This is a genomic window from Microbacterium sp. P2_F9, from assembly GCF_056403635.1.
On sequence record NZ_JBFUFC010000069.1, the window covers coordinates 1 to 17,770 of the forward strand.

The window sequence follows — 17,770 nt, forward strand, 5'->3', positions numbered from 1 at the left end:
GTCGAGGTCAACCCGCGAAATCGGCAGCGGCTGATCGATGTCGGTGCCGCCGAGTTCGAGAGTGTCATGTGGCGAGGCGTACGTGCCGAAGTCGACCGAGTCGATCCCCGGCGTGCCCGACTACCTGATCAATAGCATCAGGGTGCCCACGCTCATCGTTCGCGGCGGCGCGAACGACATCGATCATCCGAGACGGACATCGTTCGACGTCCATTCGCCTATTGCGGGGTCCACGCTGATCGACCCGCCATGGCCTGAAGACGCCTGGGAGCGCGCGCAGGCAGCCCGGGACGCGGGGCGGGGGAGCATCTTCGATCCACGGATGGACGCAGTCCCGGCCTTTCTCGACTCTCTTGAGCAGTGAGCGCCGTGGAAGAAGATTGGGACTTGCGCGACGCGACTCGGAGCAAGTGTTTGGTCCAAATGACGAATCAGCCTACGCTGGTGCAACCTGAAGCCGTCCGCCGCATCGACGCGAGTGTGCACGTGTTCTTCGCATCGGACGCCGAGTTGCGCGAGTACCTGGGTGAGCCTGGGCCAGCCGGGGATTCCTTACTCCGGACGTCTCGCACACGATGCAGTTCGGCAATCGGTACGTGCGCGGATCGCAGCCCGACCCGGCGGCACGCCCGGGCTCTGACCCGGAGTGCGTCGGACGGGCGTCTCTGTGAGGAGAAGGGCTTCGGTCGCCGGCGCTTGTCGAGGAACCATTCTTGACATAGGGTGAGAGCAAACATTTGGTTCCCGGCAGTGATGCCGGCGATAGACCCAAAGAGAGGTTCACTGATGAGCACCGTCACCGAGCATCTTCCCGCCACGGACATCGAGTCGGCAATCGCCACCGGTCCCAACGGCGACGACGTCAATGCGAAGGTCCCCTTCCACATGGTGGACTCGCTGCACGTGCCGGCTGAGCGCTACTACTCGCGAGAGTTCTTCGAGCTCGAAAAGAAGCATCTCTGGCCTAAGGTGTGGCAGATGGCCGCCCGCGAGGAGGAGATCCCGCACCCGGGCGATTTCGTCGAGTATGAGATCGTCGGCCAGTCTTTGCTGATCGTCCGTCAGACGGACGGAAGTATCAAAGCCCTGCACAACGCGTGTCGCCACCGTGCGACCGAGCTGGGCAAGGGATGCGGCCGCTTCCCCGGGAACCAGATCGTCTGTCCCTTCCACGGGTGGCGGTGGAAGACCGACGGCTCGATCAGCCATGTCTTCGGCCGTGAAGGCTTCGAATCGAGCACCATCGACCCGACGGACATCAACCTGCGTGAGGCGCGTTGTGAGACCTGGGCTGGCATGGTCTGGATCAACATGGACCTCGACGCACCGCCTCTCCTCGAGGCGCTCTTTCCCGCCGCGAACATCCTCGAGCGCATGGGCGTGCAGAACATGCAGGCCAAGTGGTGGAAAGAAGCGATCATCAATTGCAACTGGAAGCTTGCACAGGAAGCGTTCTTTGAGGGGTGGCACGTGAAGCAGACCCACCCCCAGCTGTACATGTACGGCGGTGACCCGGACAGCGAGCAGAACGTCGTCAACACCGCGTACACGCCGTTCATCAACGGCCACGGCCGATTCCAGAGCGGCGACGCACGGTCAAGCTACGGAGGCGCGCTCGATTTCCTCAAAGCAGCGAAGACCCTTGCGAGTGGTCAGGATGCCATGACGCTCGAGCGAGATGTCACCATCTTCGAATCCGTCGCCGGAGACATGGACACCAGCACCCCGGAGTACATCCAGAGGGCGCTGAAGGCGCTGTTCGACTTCTGGGAGAGCGCGGGAATCGCAGCCCCGGAGTTGACCCCTGAGGTGATGAAGCAGTGGGGCGGCGACATCCACATGTTCCCCAACTACCTGATGCTGCCTCAGTACACGAATTGCCTGGTCTATCGCGTGCGTCCATACAACGATGACCCGGACTGGTGCCGTTTCGAGGTGTGGTCTCTGACGACCTACCCCAAGGGCCACGAGAGCGGGCGCCTCACGCTGAGCGGTCGCTACGACAAGGACGACGACGACCACTGGGGCCTCATCCCCCGCCAGGACTTCGCCAACCTCGAGCGGATGCAGCGTGGCATCAAGAACGTGTCGCTGGCTCAGACGACGCTGGCTCGCGACTGGGAGATCACGATCTCCAACATGCACCAGGAGCTCGACCGCCGCCTGGCCGCGGAGCTGTGAGTGGCGTGTTCACTGCAAGCAACGTCCAGGACGTCTCGTCGGAGGGGGGTGCGCAGTTCACACGCGCCCTCGCAGACAAGCTCGTCGATATCGACCGCAACCGCATCAACAAGTCGGATGAACTCGTCCTGCGAAAGGCCGTCTTCGGCCTGATCGAGATCGTCAGCATCCTCGAAGCGAGGGTGGCTGCGCTCGAAGGAGACGACGCGGAGGCCTATTGGCGCGCGAAGTTGGAAACCGACATGGGAGCACCGCGCCCCGATGTGCTTCGAATCGGTGATGACGATTAGCGGGGAGGCGCGATCCTCATGGCGCGCGTGAGGATCCTCCCGGCAGGAATCGATCTCGAGGTCGAGCCGTATGAGTCGGTGGCAGAGGCGGCTTGGCGTCAGGGCTACGTCTGGCCGACTCAGTGCTGGGGGCAGCTGGATTGCATGAGCTGCTTCACGAGGATCGTCGACGGTGAGCGCGATGCTCTGCCTGCCGGGGATGCAGAGCTCGACGCTGTACGGATGAAGATGCCGGGACCGATGGCTAGCGACAGCCTGGTGCGGCTGGCATGCCAGCTGCGATGCAAGGGCGACTCCCTGGTTCTCGAGAAGCGGGGCGTGCGGTCCGAGGTCGCCGAAGACAACAACATGAAGGATCTGGAAAGGAGTGCGACATGAGCGCAACAACCGAGGTCGTCGGTACGGCCTCCGTTCTCGACACCGCGGCACTGCGGAGTCTGTGGCGGTCGATGGCCCGTGAGGAAGCCCTCGATACGCGCATCGTCACCGGCATCAAGCGAGGGGAGCTCGCTACGGTGATCTGGCCCTCACGGGGACAGGAAGCCGTGTCCGCCGCGATGGGTCACGTGCTCCGGCAGGACGACCGGCTGATCACCACCTACCGCGGTCTGCACGATCACGTCGCGAAGGGCGTGCCGCTCACCGAGATCATCGGCGAGGTGATGGGCACCTCCGTCGGCGCCTCGCGTGGCAAGGGCGGCACGATGCACATCACCGATCCCGAGCATGGAGTGCTGCTCACGACCGGCATCGTGGGTTCCGGCGTACCGATCGCAGTGGGTGCCGCCCTCGCCGCGGTCAAGCAAGGCTCGGACCGTGTCGTCGTCGTCACGTTCGGCGACGGGGCCACAAACACGGGGTCGTTCCATGAAGGCGTCAACCTGGCGGCGGTCTGGAMGCTCCCGGTCGTCTTCCTGTGCCAGAACAACCTGTACGCCGAGATGACTCCGATCGAGGACACGATGGCGATCCCGCACGTGGCCGATCGCGCAAAGGGCGTCGGGATGCCGGGGGTCACGATCGACGGCAACGACCCGGTCGCGATGGTGGCGGCACTCGAGCAAGCCGTCGATCGTGCACGGTCGGGAGGTGGGCCCACCCTCGTCGAGGCGGTGACCTTCCGCTTCGAGGGTCACTACGCGGGCGACTCCGGCAAATACATCCCCGGCGATCAGCTTGCGCACCAGAAGACGGTAGACCCCATGATCACCTTCCCCCGCTACCTCATCGAGAACGGGGTCTCGCAGGAGGAGATCGACGAGATCCGTGCCGAGGCTGCGGCCGAGGTCGAAGAAGCGCTCAAGATCGTTCTCGCGGCAGCCATCCCGGATGCCGATGAGATCCGTGCCGACGTCTACGCAAATGAATTGGTGGTCACTCATGACTGAGACACGCGTCATCTCCATCCGTGAAGCCCTCAACGAGGCACTCGAGGAAGCCCTTCGGACCGACCCCACAGTCTTCCTCCTCGGGGAGGACCTCGCAGATCCCGCCGCGGGGGTCAACGGTGTCACCCGCGGACTTTCGACCGCCTTCGGTGACGACCGGGTGATGAACACCCCGATATCGGAGGCAGCGATCATCGGCGCCGCCGTCGGTGCCGCGATCGAGGGCTTCAAGCCCGTTGCCGAGATCATGATCATGGACTTCATCGGAATCGCGATGGATCAGATGGTCAACCATGCGGCCAAGATCCGATACATGTCGGGCGGGCGCACAACCTGCCCGCTGACCGTGCGCACCGCCGTCTTCGCGGGAACCGGTTCGGGCGGCACGCACTCGCAGTCCCTCGAGGCCTGGTTCATGCACGTTCCAGGAATGAAGGTCGTCTTCCCGAGCAACCCTGCCGACGCTAAGGGGCTGCTTCTCGAGGCCATCTTCGACCCCGATCCTGTCCTCGTCATCGAGGCGTCACGCCTGTACGGGCTGAAGGGTGAAGTGCCGGTCGGTGACGGACATCGGGTGCCCATCGGAAAGGCGGCGGTACTCCGCCYCGGATCGGACATGACCCTCATCACGTACGGCCTGGCGACCACGGCGACCTTGCAGGCCGCCGAGAAGCTGGCGGAAGAAGGCATCGAGGCCGAAGTCATCGATCTTCGATCGTTGCTTCCCCTCGACATGGACACCGTGCTCGAGTCGGTGGGTCGCACTCGTCGTGCCGTCATCGCCCACAACGCCACGACCTTCGCGGGGCCCGGGGCCGAGATCGCCGCGCAGATCTCGGCGAAGCTCTTCGGGGTCCTGGCCGAGCCGGTCCAGCGCGTCGGGGCGGACTTCACGCCGATTCCCGCGCGGGCCTCTGAATTCGCCGTGACGCTTGGCGTGGACGGCATCCTCAATGCAGCAAGAACAGCGATGGGAGCAGTACGTGTCTGAAGTGTCGGTAACGATTCCGAAAGTGTCGATGGCGTCCGAGGAGGTCGTCTTCGTGGGATGGCTGGTCGGCGACGGGGCTCCCGTCACCGAGGGGGATGCGATCTACAGCATCGAGACGGAGAAGGTGGAGACGGACATCGAGGCGGCTGTCAGCGGCATTCTCCGGCACGGAGACGCCACGGACGACGAGACATACGCGGTCGGCAGTGAAATCGGACGCATCGAGCTGGCGTCTTGAGCGCAGTGGTCTGGGACGAAGAGTTCGACGTTGTTGTCATCGGCAGCGGGGGCGGCGGACTTGTTACCGCTCTCGCCGCGCGTGAGGCCGGCGGGACAGCGCTGGTCGCCGAGAAGCGGGATCTTGTCGGGGGGGTCTACCTCGATGTCGGGCGGAGTCGTTTGGCTTCCGAATAACCCCCWGATGCAGCGCGCGTCGACGTTCGTTCACCGCCGTCCTACGAGGACGCCAGCGGATGCCGCAACGAGGCCACTGCAGGGCCAGCGCTCAGAATTGAGGTCTTGCCAAACATCAGGGGCATCTCCAGGTATGCCCTCTGCGCCTCGCTCAGAGCACCTTCGAGCGGAGCATCCGAGCCGTGGTCGCCCGAAGTCACCGGTATCGGTGGTACCCCCACAGAGCTGGGGGCCAGCCACGGCGTGAGGACGCTTGCAGGGCCCGTCACGACCAGGATCTCTGTGCCGAGCACCGCAGAGATGATGTCGCCGAAAACGCCCAGCTTCTCGCGGGCGTCGCCAAGCGCATCCAGCACGGCGTCTTCTGCCCGTTGAGCACGCTCCGCGAGTTGCCGGGCGTAGGCCGCAGGGCCTAGGGACTCCAGGGTCGGCCTCTCGTTCAGATGGAGTGCCAGCGCCGTGAGCGACGCGAAGCGCTCCAGGCACCCGCGGCGACCGCACCCGCACTCAGGTCCGTCTCGCGCGACGGGAGTGTGTCCGAAGCCCGACGTTGCGCCGTGGTTGAGGAGCATTGCGCCGTGGATGATCGCGCTTCCCCCGACTCCGCTGCCCACCATGACGACGACGGCGTTGTCGGCGGTGCGCGCGGCGCCGGACGCATGCTCGGCCAGCGTGGCGGCGTCGCCGTCGTTGACCACATGAAGCGCACGGACGTTCGCCTCCGCGAGTGGAGAGAACAAGTCGTCCATCGACTCGGCGTCCCAAAGCATCTCCTCGGAGCTGAGTCGCCCACCCTGCTGGATTCCTGGGAATGCGATAGCCAGGGACGTACCGGGGGCATCGACCGCGGTCGAACCGCGGACGACGTCCGCGATGGCCGTCCCGATCCGTCCGGGCTCCCAGAGGCCGGGGTGCGTCACTGTCTCTGAGGCGAGCACGCGGCCCTTGAGGGCGGCTATGCGGATGTCAATGGCGTTGTGATGAAGAGCGACCCCCACCAGCGCGGGTCGCTCGTCATCCAGTGTCAGAAGCCGCCGTGGCCGTCCGCGTCCGGATGCGGGTGCGGATTCGGAATGGAGCACCCTTGCAGAAACGAGCTCGTTGACGAGCAGCGAGATAGCTCCTTCAGCGAGTCCGGTTTTCTGCACCAGCTCAGTGTGAGTGATGTCGGGGGTTTCGCGGATCGCCGTGGCGACGAGCCCCAGGTTGCGGTCTCGCAGCTCGCCCAACGCTGATCGCGAAGACATCAGTTCGCGCTCCCTTGCTTTTATCTCAAACTTCGAGAATAATAGAAACGTTGCGACATGACGTCGCACCCCTTCCATACCCCGACGACGAGGAGGTCGTGTGTCCGACCATACGCGCGCCAATCAGAGCGCGATCGCACCGAAACCCCGCATTCAAGGCGGAGCAAAGTTCGTGTCAGGCTATCTCCTGTCCACGGCAGGGCTGTTCGCCGTTTTCCAGGGGATGCAGCAGATTCTGCTGCCGAGCCAGGTCGCCTCGATCGACGAAGCGGGCAAGGTTGCGTCGCTAGGTGTGCTTGCCTCGCTCGGAGCGCTCGCGGCGGCGGTCGGCAACCCGCTGTTCGGCGCCATGTCCGACAAGACCCGAAGCCGCTTCGGCCGCCGCACGCCGTGGCTCGTCGCCTCCGCCATTGGGCTCACCGGGCTGCTGGCCTTGATGGGTTCGATGCACGAGCTGCTCTGGCTCGGCGTTGTGTACGTAGGTGTGATGCTCAGCGCGGCCGCATACCAGGCAGTGCTGACCTCGCTGCTCCCCGAGCGGGTGCCCGTGAGCCGACGCGGCCTCATCTCCTCCTTGATGGGTATCGCCACGACCCTGGGCGTCATCTACGGGCTCAACCTGGCGCCCGCCTTCGTCCAGAACCCGGTCGTCGGATACCTGCTGCTGGTCGCCGTTCTGGTGGTCGGAACTCTCTTCCTCGTGTTCCTCGCGCCGGACCCGCTGGCAGGCCGGGACGAGCCCGAGCCGTCGGCTCGTCCCCGTCTGTCGGCGAGCGAGCGCGTTAGCAGTTTCGCCGCGTTCTTCGCCGGCTTGCGCGACCATGACTTCGCATGGGCGTTCTGGGCGCGCGTGACAATCATGGTCGGGTTCTGGACGGTGTCGGCGTACCAGTACTACGCGCTCACCGACTACATCGGCGTCGAGAACCTGCCAGGGGGCGATCCGGCGACGGCTGTCGCTCTCCTGGGCACAGTGAACCTCGGATTCTCCATCCTCTCCACGGCGATCGCAGGACCTTTGTCGGATCGCATCGGACGGCGGAAGATCTTCGTCATCATCGCCTCAGTCGGCATCGGCATCGGAATGCTCATCCCGGTGTTCGTCCCCACCTTTGCGGGGATGCTCGTCTGGGCAGTCGTGGTCGGGCTCTCGTACGGCGCTTACGCGTCCATCGACCAGGCTCTGATGACCGAGGTCCTTCCCGACGAGGAGCACAACGCGCGCGACCTCGGGCTCCTGAACGTGGCAACCGCAGGTCCGCAGATCGCCGCGCCCTTCCTCGCAGCCGTCATCATCGGGGCCACCGGGGCGTATCCGCCGATCTACATTTTCGCCGCGGTGGTCGCGCTGCTCGCCTCGGTGTTCATCATCCCGATTCGAAAGGTGCGCTGAGATGAAGCTGCGAGAAATCCAAAGCATCCAAGGCACACTCCGCGGTGTGGAGGCCGATGGGGTGTTCACTCTCCTGGGTGTTCCTTACGGCGACGACACGTCGGGCCCCCATCGATTCCGCGCACCGCGGCCGGTGCCGAGCTGGTCGGGCGTCCGTGAGGCGGTCACCTTCGGACCGGCAGCGCCTCAGCTCGACTCTCGTGGGGAGCTCGAGAAGTTGATGCACCCGCGGAACGGATCGCCTCTCGAAGGCGGACCGATGGATGAGGACTGCCTCCGCATGAACGTGTGGGCCCCGTCCGGGCGCGAGGGCGCCGAGTTGCCTGTGCTCGTATGGCTTCATGGAGGTGGTCATCTCGCCGGCTCCGGCAACGAGATGTGGTTCAACGGAGACGTCCTCGCCGCGCGCGGTGATGTCGTCGTGGTCACGGTGACCCATCGACTCGGACTCTTCGGATTCCTCGATCTTCGCGATCAGGGCTACCCAGACTCCGCCCACGCGGGGATGCTCGATATCATCGCCGCGCTCGGCTGGGTGAGTGAGAACATCGCGTCGGTGGGTGGCGATCCGTCACGCGTCACCATCGCCGGGCAGTCGGGAGGAAGCGGCAAAGTGGCGGCGCTGCTCGCGATGCCCGCCGCCCGTGATCTGTTCGTCCGGGCGATCATGATGAGCGGGCCGTTCGCCCGGGTGCTGCCTCAGAATGCCGTCACCGGATTCCGTGACCGCGTCTTCGAGGCACTCGGCGGCCCTTCCCCGGATGCGCTCGAGAATCTCTCCGCCGCCGACCTGCTCGCCGCACAAGGGCGCGCGCTCGCGGGAGGTGCCGATGTCTTCGGGCCCCAGGCCATGGAGTCGATGGCCGGAATCGGTCCAGTCCTCGACCGCGTTCACCTGCCCGAGCACCCGTTCTGGCCCACGGGCGGAGTCGGATTGCGAGGGAAGCAACTGCTCATCGGTTGGACCGCCCACGAAGTCGGTTCGCTGCTGGCATCGGACCCCGGCTACACGATCCAACTGACGGCGGACGATGTCGTCGCTCGGCTCACCGCCTTCGGCATACCGGATCCGCAGGCGCTCTTCGACGCCACATCCGCCACAGTGCCGTCCGAGCCGCCGCACCTCGTCTACGCGCGACTGCTCAGTGGGATGCTGTTCGCCGGACCGGCACGAGAAGTCGCCACGCGTGCGCGCGAGACCGCCGACGAAGTCTGGGTATACGAATTTGCGGAGCCGAGTGACGCGCTGGGTGGGCTGCTCGGATCGTGCCACTCGTTGGACATCGCCTATGTCTTCGGCACAGTGGATCGGATCCCGCTCGTCGGCGCGACGCCGGCGCGCGTCGATCTGTCGCGCCGGATGATGAATGCGTGGGTCGGCTTTGCGACGAGTGGTGCGCCCGCTCCCGTCGAGGAGTGGCGACCGTGGGGGAGCGGCGGAGAGTCGATGCACCGCTTCTCAGCGACCCGGTAGCACGCAGAGAGCGTGACCAATTTGGTGCGCTGATGGTCGTATGGATCCTCGCTCTCGCAACTCGAGCCTGAGAGAGCAACACTGAGCCAGCCGAAGCTGGGCTTGGGGTGGCGTTCGAAAGTTTCCCGGCTGACTGTCAATGAGCCCGAAGGTGGCTTCCCAGTCGTCCCATTCGAAGTTGTCAAGCAGGCTCCAGTGCAGATACCCCGGATGTCGATGCCGTCGGCGATCGCGTCGGCCATGTCGTTCAGTGCGATCGTGGTGTACGCGATGCGTCGCTTGTCGTCGCTGGCGGCGATGCCGTTCTCCGTCACCAGGATCGGGACGTCGCCGACGACGTCGCGGGTGTGGCGGAGTGCGATGCCGAGTGCGTCGGGGCGGTATGCGCACCCCATGATTGTGTTGTCGGGGTGCCCGGGGTGAGGGACGAAATCGTCATCGCGCGCGACTTTGAGGTATTTGTCCTCGATTAGGTACTGGACGTCGGCGTACTTCGCTTCGTTGCCGGGGGTAGGGGTGCGCCTCCATCCGCGGCCGTTTTCGCGCCCAAGGGTCCCACTGAGCGTTCCAGGGGCGCTGTCGCGCCGTGGGGGGCGGGAGTCTCGTGCATGGCTGGCTCTTGCCGGCCAGGGTTGTCGAGGTGGATGCTGGCGGTGTCGGTCGCGGTGACGTCGAGATCCCTTGGTGCTTCGAGCCCGACGCTGAGCGTGACGCGGAAGGGCACCCACGGGAACCGTGGATTGTTGCCTTCGAGCACGAGTGTTAGATTCCTGAACTCTTCCCCGCCCTTCCCCGTGACCGGCCTCGTTTGAAGGAGGCTGCTGATGGATGTGGTGCACGAGCGGGCGGYGGGGTGGACATCTCCAAACGCGACGCGAAGGTCGCGATCCGGGCGCCGGGTAAACGCGCAGGGACGTTCACCACGAGCGTGACGACGTGGGGTGCGATGGTGCCGCAGATTCTGGAACTGGTCGAGTTCCTGCAAGCCCAGCAGGTCACGGTGGTGATGGAAGCGACCGGCGACTATTGGAAGCCGTTCTACTTCCTGATGGAAGACACGCTGCCGGTGATGCTGGTCAATGCCCGGCAGGCGCGGAACATCCCGGGGCGGAAGACCGATGTGTCGGACGCGGCGTGGCTGGCGCAGTTGGCCGCGCACGGACTGCTGCGGGCGTCGTTCGTCCCGCCGGAACCGATCCGGCAGCTGCGGGATCTCACCCGTGCCCGCGCGGTCGCGACCAGGGACCGGACCCGGCAGGTGCAGTGTCTGGAGAAGTTCCTCGAGTCCACCGGGATCAAGCTCTCCTCGGTGGCATCGGCATTCCCGCGTGAGGCGCATCCACCCTAACGGCTATCGCGCAGGCCACTTTCGCGTCCAGGGGTCCCCAGGGGGACCCTTGGGGGACCACTGTGATGCGCCACCCGCACCGTGCTCCTGCCCCGGAATCCCCAGCACCCGCGTGATTCCGCGGTTGCGATCAGCGATGACCGGTGAGGGGATTCCACCCCGCAGGGGTGGTGCACTGCAGACGGACTTCTCGCTTGAGTCGTCTGACTCTGCCGCCCCGCAGGCCCGCGATTCGCTCTTGGGCGCGGGCTTACGGGCTCCGTCGGAGCAGGTTGATGCGGACTGTGCGCAGGCTGGTCTTGGGAAACATGAAATACCGCTCGTCCCCGTTCAAGGTGCGCCGCGGGATCCATCGCCCATCGTGGTACTCACCTTCGATGAGCGTGTCCAGTTCGACGATCGCGTCTGAGCGCGAGAAGCGCACGGAAGCGCCGCGTGCGACCACGAGGAATTCGTCCTCGGCGGTGCGGATGATCAGGCCGTAGCCGATCAGGACCGCTGCGGCCTCGCCAGTACCCTCACCGAACATGCCTCGCGTGTCCATTGGCCCCGAGATCGTCACCGTGTAGCCGCCGAGTTCGACCTGCTCCTGCTCACCGGTGACGAGACGGAAGCCATGAATGCTGCCCGTAGCCTGTGCGTCGGTGATGACCCTCGTCATGCTCTGCATCGTCGAGAACGCGCTGAACAGATCCTGGTCGTCTAGAACGTCCTCGATGCCGAACGGATGAAAGCCCATCGCTCGGTACGCGCCGATCGCTACGAACGCCAACCCGGCATCGGGGCGGGCTTCGGGAATGAATATGCCGTTCCCTGCGACGTCATAGTCAGCCAGCGTGCCCGCGAAATCATCGATGTATATGTCGGGTGCGAGGAAGTCAAGCGAGGGGGCGCCGATCTGCCAGATGTCGATCATTCGAGAAACGGGTCCGCCGCTGGGGTATCGCCCAGGGACGTCGGCGTTCGGCTGTGGGCCCAGCCATGCATTGGTGTAGATCGGCAGCGGGTGTTCGGCGACTCCGGCGCGAGCAACGCGTTCTACGAAGCGGCTGAAGCCCCAGCTCATAAACACCTCTTCGGCATCCTGGTCCGTGCCGAACACCTCGGCCCAGGTTCCCGATTCGGCGGAGCCGCCTCGATCCCAGAGGTTACGGACCCACGGGTGCAGCGCAGCGCCTCTCGTGGCGAGGCCGCGAAGCAGCTCTGTGGGCACCGGCTCGGCCCAGGCGGTGTCGGCCAGCGCACTGCGGTCACGGCTGTCGCCGAGCAGTCCGACCTCGTTCTGCACCTGTACAGCGACCACGGTGTGGTCGGGATCCACCCGGCGGATGTGTTTCATGAGGGTCGCGAACGCACGCGTGTCTGCTTCGACGAGCGCCTCGCTGAACACGCTGAGGATGGGGCCGTCGAGGCTGAATCGACCGGTGAGCAGTCGTTCGGGGTCGCGCTCCGCACGGGGGAAGCGCTTCTCATCGCGTCGCACCCAGCTCGGTGCGTAAGACGACTCGGCATTCTTGTAGGAGCCGAACCAGATGAGGACGAGCCGGATGCCACGGGCTCGCGCCTGAATGATCTGGTCGTCCACCGCGGTGAAGTCGAATAGGCCTTCCTCGGGCTCGACAAGCTGCCAGCTGGCAGCTCCGATGATCGAGCGAACGCCGTTCTCGGCCAGACGATCCCAGACCGGAGCCATATATGCGGGGCTCGACGGGCTCGAGTTGTGCAGCTCGCCACCAAGAGAGAGAAACGGTGCGCCATCGACCAGCAGATGAGCGCCGTGCGCGGTGCGCTCCACTCGGGGGATGCTATCCAACCCACCGGCACGGTCTTGGAGAGCAGTTGTTTCGGCGGCGTGCGTCATTGCGAACCCTTCGCGGCTGTGAGTATCCGACGCTTGAGTATGCATGAGTGGCAATCGGTTGTCAAACGTCTATCCTGGTTTCTCTCGACCGGGCGGTGCACGGTCAGGCTGAAGCCCGAACCGCCCTCAGCGGGCACGACGCGGTTCATTGGGCGATCGCCGCGGCGGATCAGGATGCCGCTGCCGGCGCGATGGCGACTCCCATGGCGACCGCATCCCGACGACTGGCGTCCGACCGGCGGACTGGTCCGCATCGACGTGGATACGGATTGCCGCGCTTCCCTCGTCGGGGATGGTTCGACCGACATCACCTTGTGGCGGCACACACATCGCCAATATCACCGAGCTCTCCGGCGATACCACCTGGCTCAGGAGCAATGGGGTCGAAGGGGGGATCGAGCTGAGCATGCAGACAACCGTCAACGTCGGCTGAAGAACGACCAGGTGCGGGCCGCAAAGATGCTGACGTCTCCGAACCAGACCTGACGGTCATAGGCGAATTCAGCCGCATAGTGGGCGGCACTCCAAGACCCCGGTGGGCATCACAAGTCCGAACGACTGGGACAGTTGCAACCTTTCGCTGAGCGAGTGGCTGTCGCAACTCATGAACACCGTCCTCGACGCATTCGACCGCGCTCCGACAAGCGGTTGCGATTGGTGGATCGGGTGACACACCGCATCGCCGAATACCGTTCCGAAACATGGCCCATGCGCGGAGTAACCTGCCGACAAGTGTGCTGGCAATCGCTTGCCAAAACTGCATGGCCATGCTTGACTAATGTCCGGAACGCCATGCGCAGCGCAGCGAGGAGAACAGATGCTGAAGCCCCGATTGACCGCCACCCGCGAACTCCAACGGTTGGACGGATTGTGGAAGTTCGCTCTGGACACGGATGCGGGGGAACGTCCTTGGGCTGCCGAACTGCGAACGACGCGCGAGGCACCAGTCCCCTCGAGCTACAACGATCTCTTCGTCGATGCGAAGGTGCGGGACCACGTCGGTGTCGTCTGGTATCAGCGCATCGTGCGTGTGCCCCGCGGATGGGCGGGCGACAGCGTCTTCGTCCGACTCGATTCGGCCACTCACGAGGGCGTTGTGTACGTGAACGACGAGCTTGTCGCCACGCACGCCGGCGGATACACGCCGTTCGAGGCCGACATCACAGCGTTCGTCGAGCCCGGAGCCGAGTTCCGGCTCACGGTCGGCGTCGACAATCGGCTGACGAGGGACACGATTCCTCCGGGCCATGTAGAGATTCGCGACGACGGGCGTCCCCGGCAGCGATACATGCACGACTTCTTCAATTACGGCGGCCTCGCCCGCTCCGTGTGGCTGTACTCCGCTCCCGCGGAGCGGGTGCAGGACCTCACGGTCGTCACCGACGTGGACGCCGGCACCGGACTGGTGAGCTACGACGTGCTCACGACATCTCTCGGGGCTGATGCCGACGTCCGCGTGCGCATTTCGGATGCCGAGGGTGCCACGGTCGCAGAGGGCTCGGGCCACAACGGACAGCTGCGGATCGCCGATGTGCGACTCTGGCAGCCCGGCGCAGCGTACCTCTACGAACTCACCGCTGAGGTGGTGCGTGAGGGAGAAGTCGTGGACAGCTACCCGTTGCCTGTCGGTGTCAGAACAGTTGAAGTCCGCGGCAATCGCATCCTGATCAATGGGAAGCCGTTCTACTTCACGGGTTTCGGCAAGCACGAGGACTCTCCGGTGCGCGGAAAGGGTCACGACGACGCCTACCTCGTTCACGACTTCGAACTGATGGGCTGGATGGGCGCCAACTCTTTCCGGACCTCGCACTATCCGTACGCCGAGGAGGTCCTCGAGTACGCGGACCGCCAGGGGATGGTGGTCATCGGTGAAACAGCCGCGGTCGGTCTGAATATGGCGATCGCTGCCGGCTATCTCGGGAAGACCGACGTCGTCACATTCGGGCCAAAGGGATTCGGCGAGACGACCCAGGCGGCCCATGCACAGCACATCCGGGAACTGATCGCTCGCGACAAGAACCACCCGAGCGTGGTGATGTGGTCGATCGCGAATGAGCCCGACGCGCGTGACGGCGGTGCACGTGGGTACTTCGAGCCACTCGTCGCACTGACTCGTGAGCTCGACCCCACGCGTCCGCTCACCTACGCCAACATGATTCTGGCCAGCCCGGAGAAGGACGTCATCGCCGACCTGTTCGATGTGCTGAGCATCAATCGCTATTACGGCTGGTATCAGGACACCGCGGATCTGGAGTCCGCCGCAGCACACCTCGAAGCGGAGCTGCGCGCCTGGGAGGACAAGTTCGGCAAGCCCATCATCATGTCGGAGTTCGGGGCGGACGCCGTCGCCGGGCTGCACACGGTGCTGGACCAGCCGTGGGCGGAGGACTATCAGACCGCGTTGCTGACGACTTACCATCGCGTCTTCGACCGCATCGACTCCGTCGTGGGGGAGCACGTGTGGGCGTTCGCTGATTTCCAGGCGATGCCCATCACTCAGCGCGTGGACGGCAACAAGAAGGGCGTCTTCACCCGGGACCGTCGCCCAAAGGGAGCGGTGCACGCGCTTCGGGCTCGCTGGACGGCGATGAGCGCGTGAGTTCAGGACGGATGCGGATGAACCCCGGACCACTGTGGTGACACCGACTGCTACGCCACGCAGGCCCCGGGCGCTGCAGATCGACGCCGGTGGTGACGCGTTCATCGTCAGCGGCAGCCATCCGCGGCTGTCGTTTCAAGTGCCGGAGAGTATCGGAAGGCAGAGCTCGTACACCCTTGAGGCCGTGRTGGACGATGCGGCACAGCCCAGTGTGTCTGCGAGTGGTGGCCAGCACCTGTTCCTTGAGTGGCCGTGGGCGCCGCTGCGGAGCGGGCAGCGCGTGCAGTGGAGAGTGCGGGTCTCCGGGACAGCAGACGTGTCGGAGTGGTCCGATCTTCACGAGTTCGAGGTGGGGCTGCTCGATCAGGACTGGCGAGCGGAGTGGATATCACCGATTGAGGATGTAGCCGCCGGTCAAGGTCAACGCCCTGGTTATGTGCTGACCGCAGATTTCGACCTGCCGGGCGACGGCGCAGTATCCGCTCGCCTCTACGCCACCGCCCTCGGTCTCTACGACGCACGCATCAACGGCAAACGGGCGGGAACGACGGAACTCGCCCCGGGATCGTCGTCCTACGACCGCACCCTCTATGCGCAGGCATATGACGTCGGTGACGCCCTTGTTCGCGGCACGAATCGATTGGAGCTGCTGCTCTCCGACGGGTGGTTTCGCGGCGAGGTTGGCGCGTATCGTGTGCCGGCCGGCTGGGGTGAGCGCACCGGCGTGAGGGCGGAGCTGCACATCACGCTTGTGAGTGGCGAACGGCAGATTGTGCGAACCGACGGCACGTGGACGAGCGGCCGTAGCACGTTGACCAGAGCCAGTCTGATGGGCGGCGCAACGCTTGACCTCACGGCACCGCCGGCGCAAGAACACCGCGCACGAGTCGGCGTCGTCGACGCGCCCGCCGTCTCATGGTCACCCGCTCCACCCGTCCGCGTTGTCGAGACACGCGCCCCCGTGTCCTCGCGAAAGCTCCGTGACGGTGTGTGGGTATTGGATTTCGGTCAGAACGCGTCCGGGTGGATTCGAATGACCGATCTCGGCCCCGCCGACACCCGGACGGTCATCGATCATGGCGAGTTCCTGGCATCCGACGGCGACCTCTCAACAACGCACCTCGATTCCACGCGTCCCGGGGAGCCCACCAAGGAATTCGTCCAGCGCGACGAGGTGGTCTCCGACGGGGACAGCGGCAGACACTTCGAACCGCGACACACCATCCACGGTTTCCAGTTCGTGCGGATCACCCGCGACGGAGCCCGGTTCGATCCTTCGACGGTGTCGATGCAGGTCGTCCATACCGATCTCCGTCCGGTCGGCGGCTTCGCCTGCAGCGATGACGATCTCAACCGGCTCCATAGAGTCGCCGACTGGAGCTTTCGCGGCAACGCCGTCGACGTTCCGACGGACTGCCCGACACGGGAGCGGCTCGCGTGGACGGGGGACTATCAGGTGTTCGCGCCGACCGCGACGCGACTTTACGACGTTCTCGGCTTCTCCAGGAAGTGGCTGCGGTCGGTACGCGACGATCAACTGCCCGACGGTCGCGTGGCCAACTTCGCGCCGGACGGGCGAAGGATCAAGCTCAAGCTCGACGACCAGTTCGCTCAGATGACGGGTTCCGCCGGGTGGGGCGACGCCATCGTCGCGGTGCCGTGGGAGATGTACGAGTCGTACGGCGACATCGAAGTGCTCGCCGAGAACTGGGACGCGATGACGCGCTGGGTCGAGTGGGCGCTGTCCACGGCTCGGACCGCCCGGCATCCTTCGCGCCGGCAGCGATCTCCGGAACCCCTTCCCCACGAAGAATTCCTCTGGGACGGGTCGTTTCACTGGGGCGAATGGATCGAGCCGAAGCAGAAGGACGCCGACGGCAATTCGATCAATCCTGTACACCACAACCCCATGGCGTGGTTCACCGCAGACAAGGGCGAAGTCGGAACGGCCTACCTGTATCGCTCGACCCTCACTCTCGCGCGCATCGCGCGGATTCTCGGACGCGTGGGCGACCGCGATCGCTACGACGATCTGGCGGCGCGCATCCTCAGCGCCTGGCGAACCGAATTCGTGCGCGCCGACGGTCGCACGGTTGTCGATACTCAGGCGGCCTACGTCCGTGCGATCGCGTTCGGCCTTGTGCCCGACAGCGTTCGCGGAGCGGCAGCGGCCCGGCTCGTCGAGCTCATCCGGGAGGCCGGCACCCACCTGGGGACCGGGTTCCTCTCCACGGGGCACCTGCTGCCGGTGCTCGCCGACACGGGATTCGCCGACGTCGCCTACGAGCTCCTGTTCCAGCGCTCCGCGCCGTCATGGCTGTATATGCTCGACCGCGGTGCCACCACCATCTGGGAGGAGTGGGAGGGCATCGACGAGCAGGGGCGCGCCCACGAGTCGCTCAATCACTACAGCAAGGGCGCTGTCATTCGGTTCCTCCACACTCACGTTCTGGGCTTGCGGCAGGAGCCAGGATCGGTGGCGTGGGAGTCATTCGAGGTGGCACCAGTGCCCGGCGGCGCGCTCACGTGGGCGCGAGGTCACCACGATGGTCCCCACGGGCGCATCGAGGCGGAGTGGAAACTC

General features: G+C 65.1%; 14 protein-coding genes and 2 pseudogenes. 13 read left to right on the plus strand and 3 right to left on the minus strand.

Annotated features, from left to right (window positions below; genetic code table 11):
- Window positions 1-82: 82 nt before the first annotated feature.
- The 8 genes from AC1DVT_RS09240 to AC1DVT_RS09275 all read left to right on the plus strand — a co-directional run bounded on the left by AC1DVT_RS09240 (window position 83) and on the right by AC1DVT_RS09275 (window position 5,264).
- On the plus strand, window positions 83-364 hold the full coding sequence (locus AC1DVT_RS09240) for a hypothetical protein (protein ID WP_457102022.1): 282 nt from the start codon (window positions 83-85) through the stop codon (window positions 362-364).
- A gap of 422 nt (window positions 365-786) precedes the next feature.
- Window positions 787-2,181 carry an aromatic ring-hydroxylating oxygenase subunit alpha gene (locus tag AC1DVT_RS09245; protein WP_477388362.1) on the plus strand — a complete coding sequence of 465 codons (1,395 nt, stop codon included), beginning with the start codon at window positions 787-789 and terminating at the stop codon, window positions 2,179-2,181.
- Between the two features lie 5 nt (window positions 2,182-2,186).
- Entirely contained in the window at window positions 2,187-2,471 is a 285-nt protein-coding gene (locus AC1DVT_RS09250) for a hypothetical protein (RefSeq protein ID WP_457102020.1), read from the plus strand.
- 18 nt (window positions 2,472-2,489) lie between these two features.
- Window positions 2,490-2,849 carry a 2Fe-2S iron-sulfur cluster-binding protein gene (locus tag AC1DVT_RS09255; protein ID WP_457102019.1) on the plus strand — a complete coding sequence of 120 codons (360 nt, stop codon included), beginning with the start codon at window positions 2,490-2,492 and terminating at the stop codon, window positions 2,847-2,849.
- Window positions 2,846-3,859: a thiamine pyrophosphate-dependent dehydrogenase E1 component subunit alpha gene (locus AC1DVT_RS09260; RefSeq protein WP_477388364.1), complete on the plus strand. Its 1,014-nt coding sequence runs from the start codon at window positions 2,846-2,848 to the stop codon at window positions 3,857-3,859. Before AC1DVT_RS09255 ends, AC1DVT_RS09260 begins: the two co-directional genes overlap by 4 nt.
- A complete protein-coding gene (locus tag AC1DVT_RS09265; protein WP_477388366.1) occupies window positions 3,852-4,850 on the plus strand; it encodes an alpha-ketoacid dehydrogenase subunit beta in 999 nt (332 codons plus the stop codon). Before AC1DVT_RS09260 ends, AC1DVT_RS09265 begins: the two co-directional genes overlap by 8 nt.
- Window positions 4,813-5,088, plus strand: coding sequence for a biotin/lipoyl-containing protein (locus tag AC1DVT_RS09270; protein WP_457102016.1), 276 nt, complete (start codon window positions 4,813-4,815; stop codon window positions 5,086-5,088). Before AC1DVT_RS09265 ends, AC1DVT_RS09270 begins: the two co-directional genes overlap by 38 nt.
- 5 nt (window positions 5,089-5,093) lie before the next feature.
- On the plus strand, window positions 5,094-5,264 hold the full coding sequence (locus tag AC1DVT_RS09275; RefSeq protein WP_457102025.1) for an FAD-binding protein: 171 nt from the start codon (window positions 5,094-5,096) through the stop codon (window positions 5,262-5,264).
- A 41-nt stretch (window positions 5,265-5,305) separates the two neighbouring features.
- Here the strand turns inward: AC1DVT_RS09275 and AC1DVT_RS09280 are convergent, their stop codons facing one another.
- Complete coding sequence (locus AC1DVT_RS09280; RefSeq protein ID WP_477388368.1) at window positions 5,306-6,580, minus strand: ROK family protein; 1,275 nt, start codon at window positions 6,578-6,580, stop codon at window positions 5,306-5,308.
- Window positions 6,581-6,683: 103 nt separating this feature from the next.
- On the opposite strand from AC1DVT_RS09280, the gene AC1DVT_RS09285 reads away from it, so the two are divergent.
- Together AC1DVT_RS09285 and AC1DVT_RS09290 are read left to right on the plus strand one after the other, a co-directional pair.
- Entirely contained in the window at window positions 6,684-7,904 is a 1,221-nt protein-coding gene (locus AC1DVT_RS09285; RefSeq protein ID WP_457102014.1) for an MFS transporter, read from the plus strand.
- A 1-nt stretch (window position 7,905) separates the two neighbouring features.
- The gene (locus tag AC1DVT_RS09290) at window positions 7,906-9,378 is read left to right on the plus strand and encodes a carboxylesterase/lipase family protein (RefSeq protein ID WP_457102013.1); all 1,473 of its coding nucleotides are present in this window, start codon (window positions 7,906-7,908) and stop codon (window positions 9,376-9,378) included.
- Window positions 9,379-9,470: 92 nt separating this feature from the next.
- Here AC1DVT_RS09290 and AC1DVT_RS09295 read toward each other — a convergent pair.
- Window positions 9,471-9,773 (minus strand): annotated as a pseudogene (locus AC1DVT_RS09295) (family 1 glycosylhydrolase); the annotation flags it as partial.
- Between the two features lie 429 nt (window positions 9,774-10,202).
- Here AC1DVT_RS09295 and AC1DVT_RS09300 point away from each other — a divergent pair.
- Window positions 10,203-10,696: pseudogene (locus AC1DVT_RS09300) on the plus strand (IS110 family transposase); the annotation flags it as partial.
- A gap of 280 nt (window positions 10,697-10,976) precedes the next feature.
- Here AC1DVT_RS09300 and AC1DVT_RS09305 read toward each other — a convergent pair.
- The gene (locus AC1DVT_RS09305; RefSeq protein WP_457102012.1) at window positions 10,977-12,521 is read right to left on the minus strand and encodes a GH35 family beta-galactosidase; all 1,545 of its coding nucleotides are present in this window, start codon (window positions 12,519-12,521) and stop codon (window positions 10,977-10,979) included.
- A gap of 883 nt (window positions 12,522-13,404) precedes the next feature.
- On the opposite strand from AC1DVT_RS09305, the gene uidA reads away from it, so the two are divergent.
- Window positions 13,405-15,186, plus strand: a complete 1,782-nt coding sequence (gene uidA / locus AC1DVT_RS09310; protein WP_457102011.1) for a beta-glucuronidase — start codon at window positions 13,405-13,407, stop codon at window positions 15,184-15,186.
- 37 nt (window positions 15,187-15,223) lie between these two features.
- A partial coding sequence (locus tag AC1DVT_RS09315; protein ID WP_477388371.1) for an alpha-L-rhamnosidase occupies window positions 15,224-17,770 on the plus strand: 2,547 nt, incomplete at its 3' end.

What these genes read in the sequence shown, in the direction of transcription:
- AC1DVT_RS09245 (WP_477388362.1), top strand. Translation starts at nt 787, where the DNA reads ATGAGCACCGTCACCGAGCATCTTCCCGCCACGGACATCGAGTCGGCA.
- AC1DVT_RS09290 (WP_457102013.1), top strand. Translation starts at nt 7,906, where the DNA reads ATGAAGCTGCGAGAAATCCAAAGCATCCAAGGCACACTCCGCGGTGTG.
- uidA (WP_457102011.1), top strand. Translation starts at nt 13,405, where the DNA reads ATGCTGAAGCCCCGATTGACCGCCACCCGCGAACTCCAACGGTTGGAC.
- AC1DVT_RS09255 (WP_457102019.1), top strand. Translation starts at nt 2,490, where the DNA reads ATGGCGCGCGTGAGGATCCTCCCGGCAGGAATCGATCTCGAGGTCGAG.
- AC1DVT_RS09270 (WP_457102016.1), top strand. Translation starts at nt 4,813, where the DNA reads ATGCAGCAAGAACAGCGATGGGAGCAGTACGTGTCTGAAGTGTCGGTA.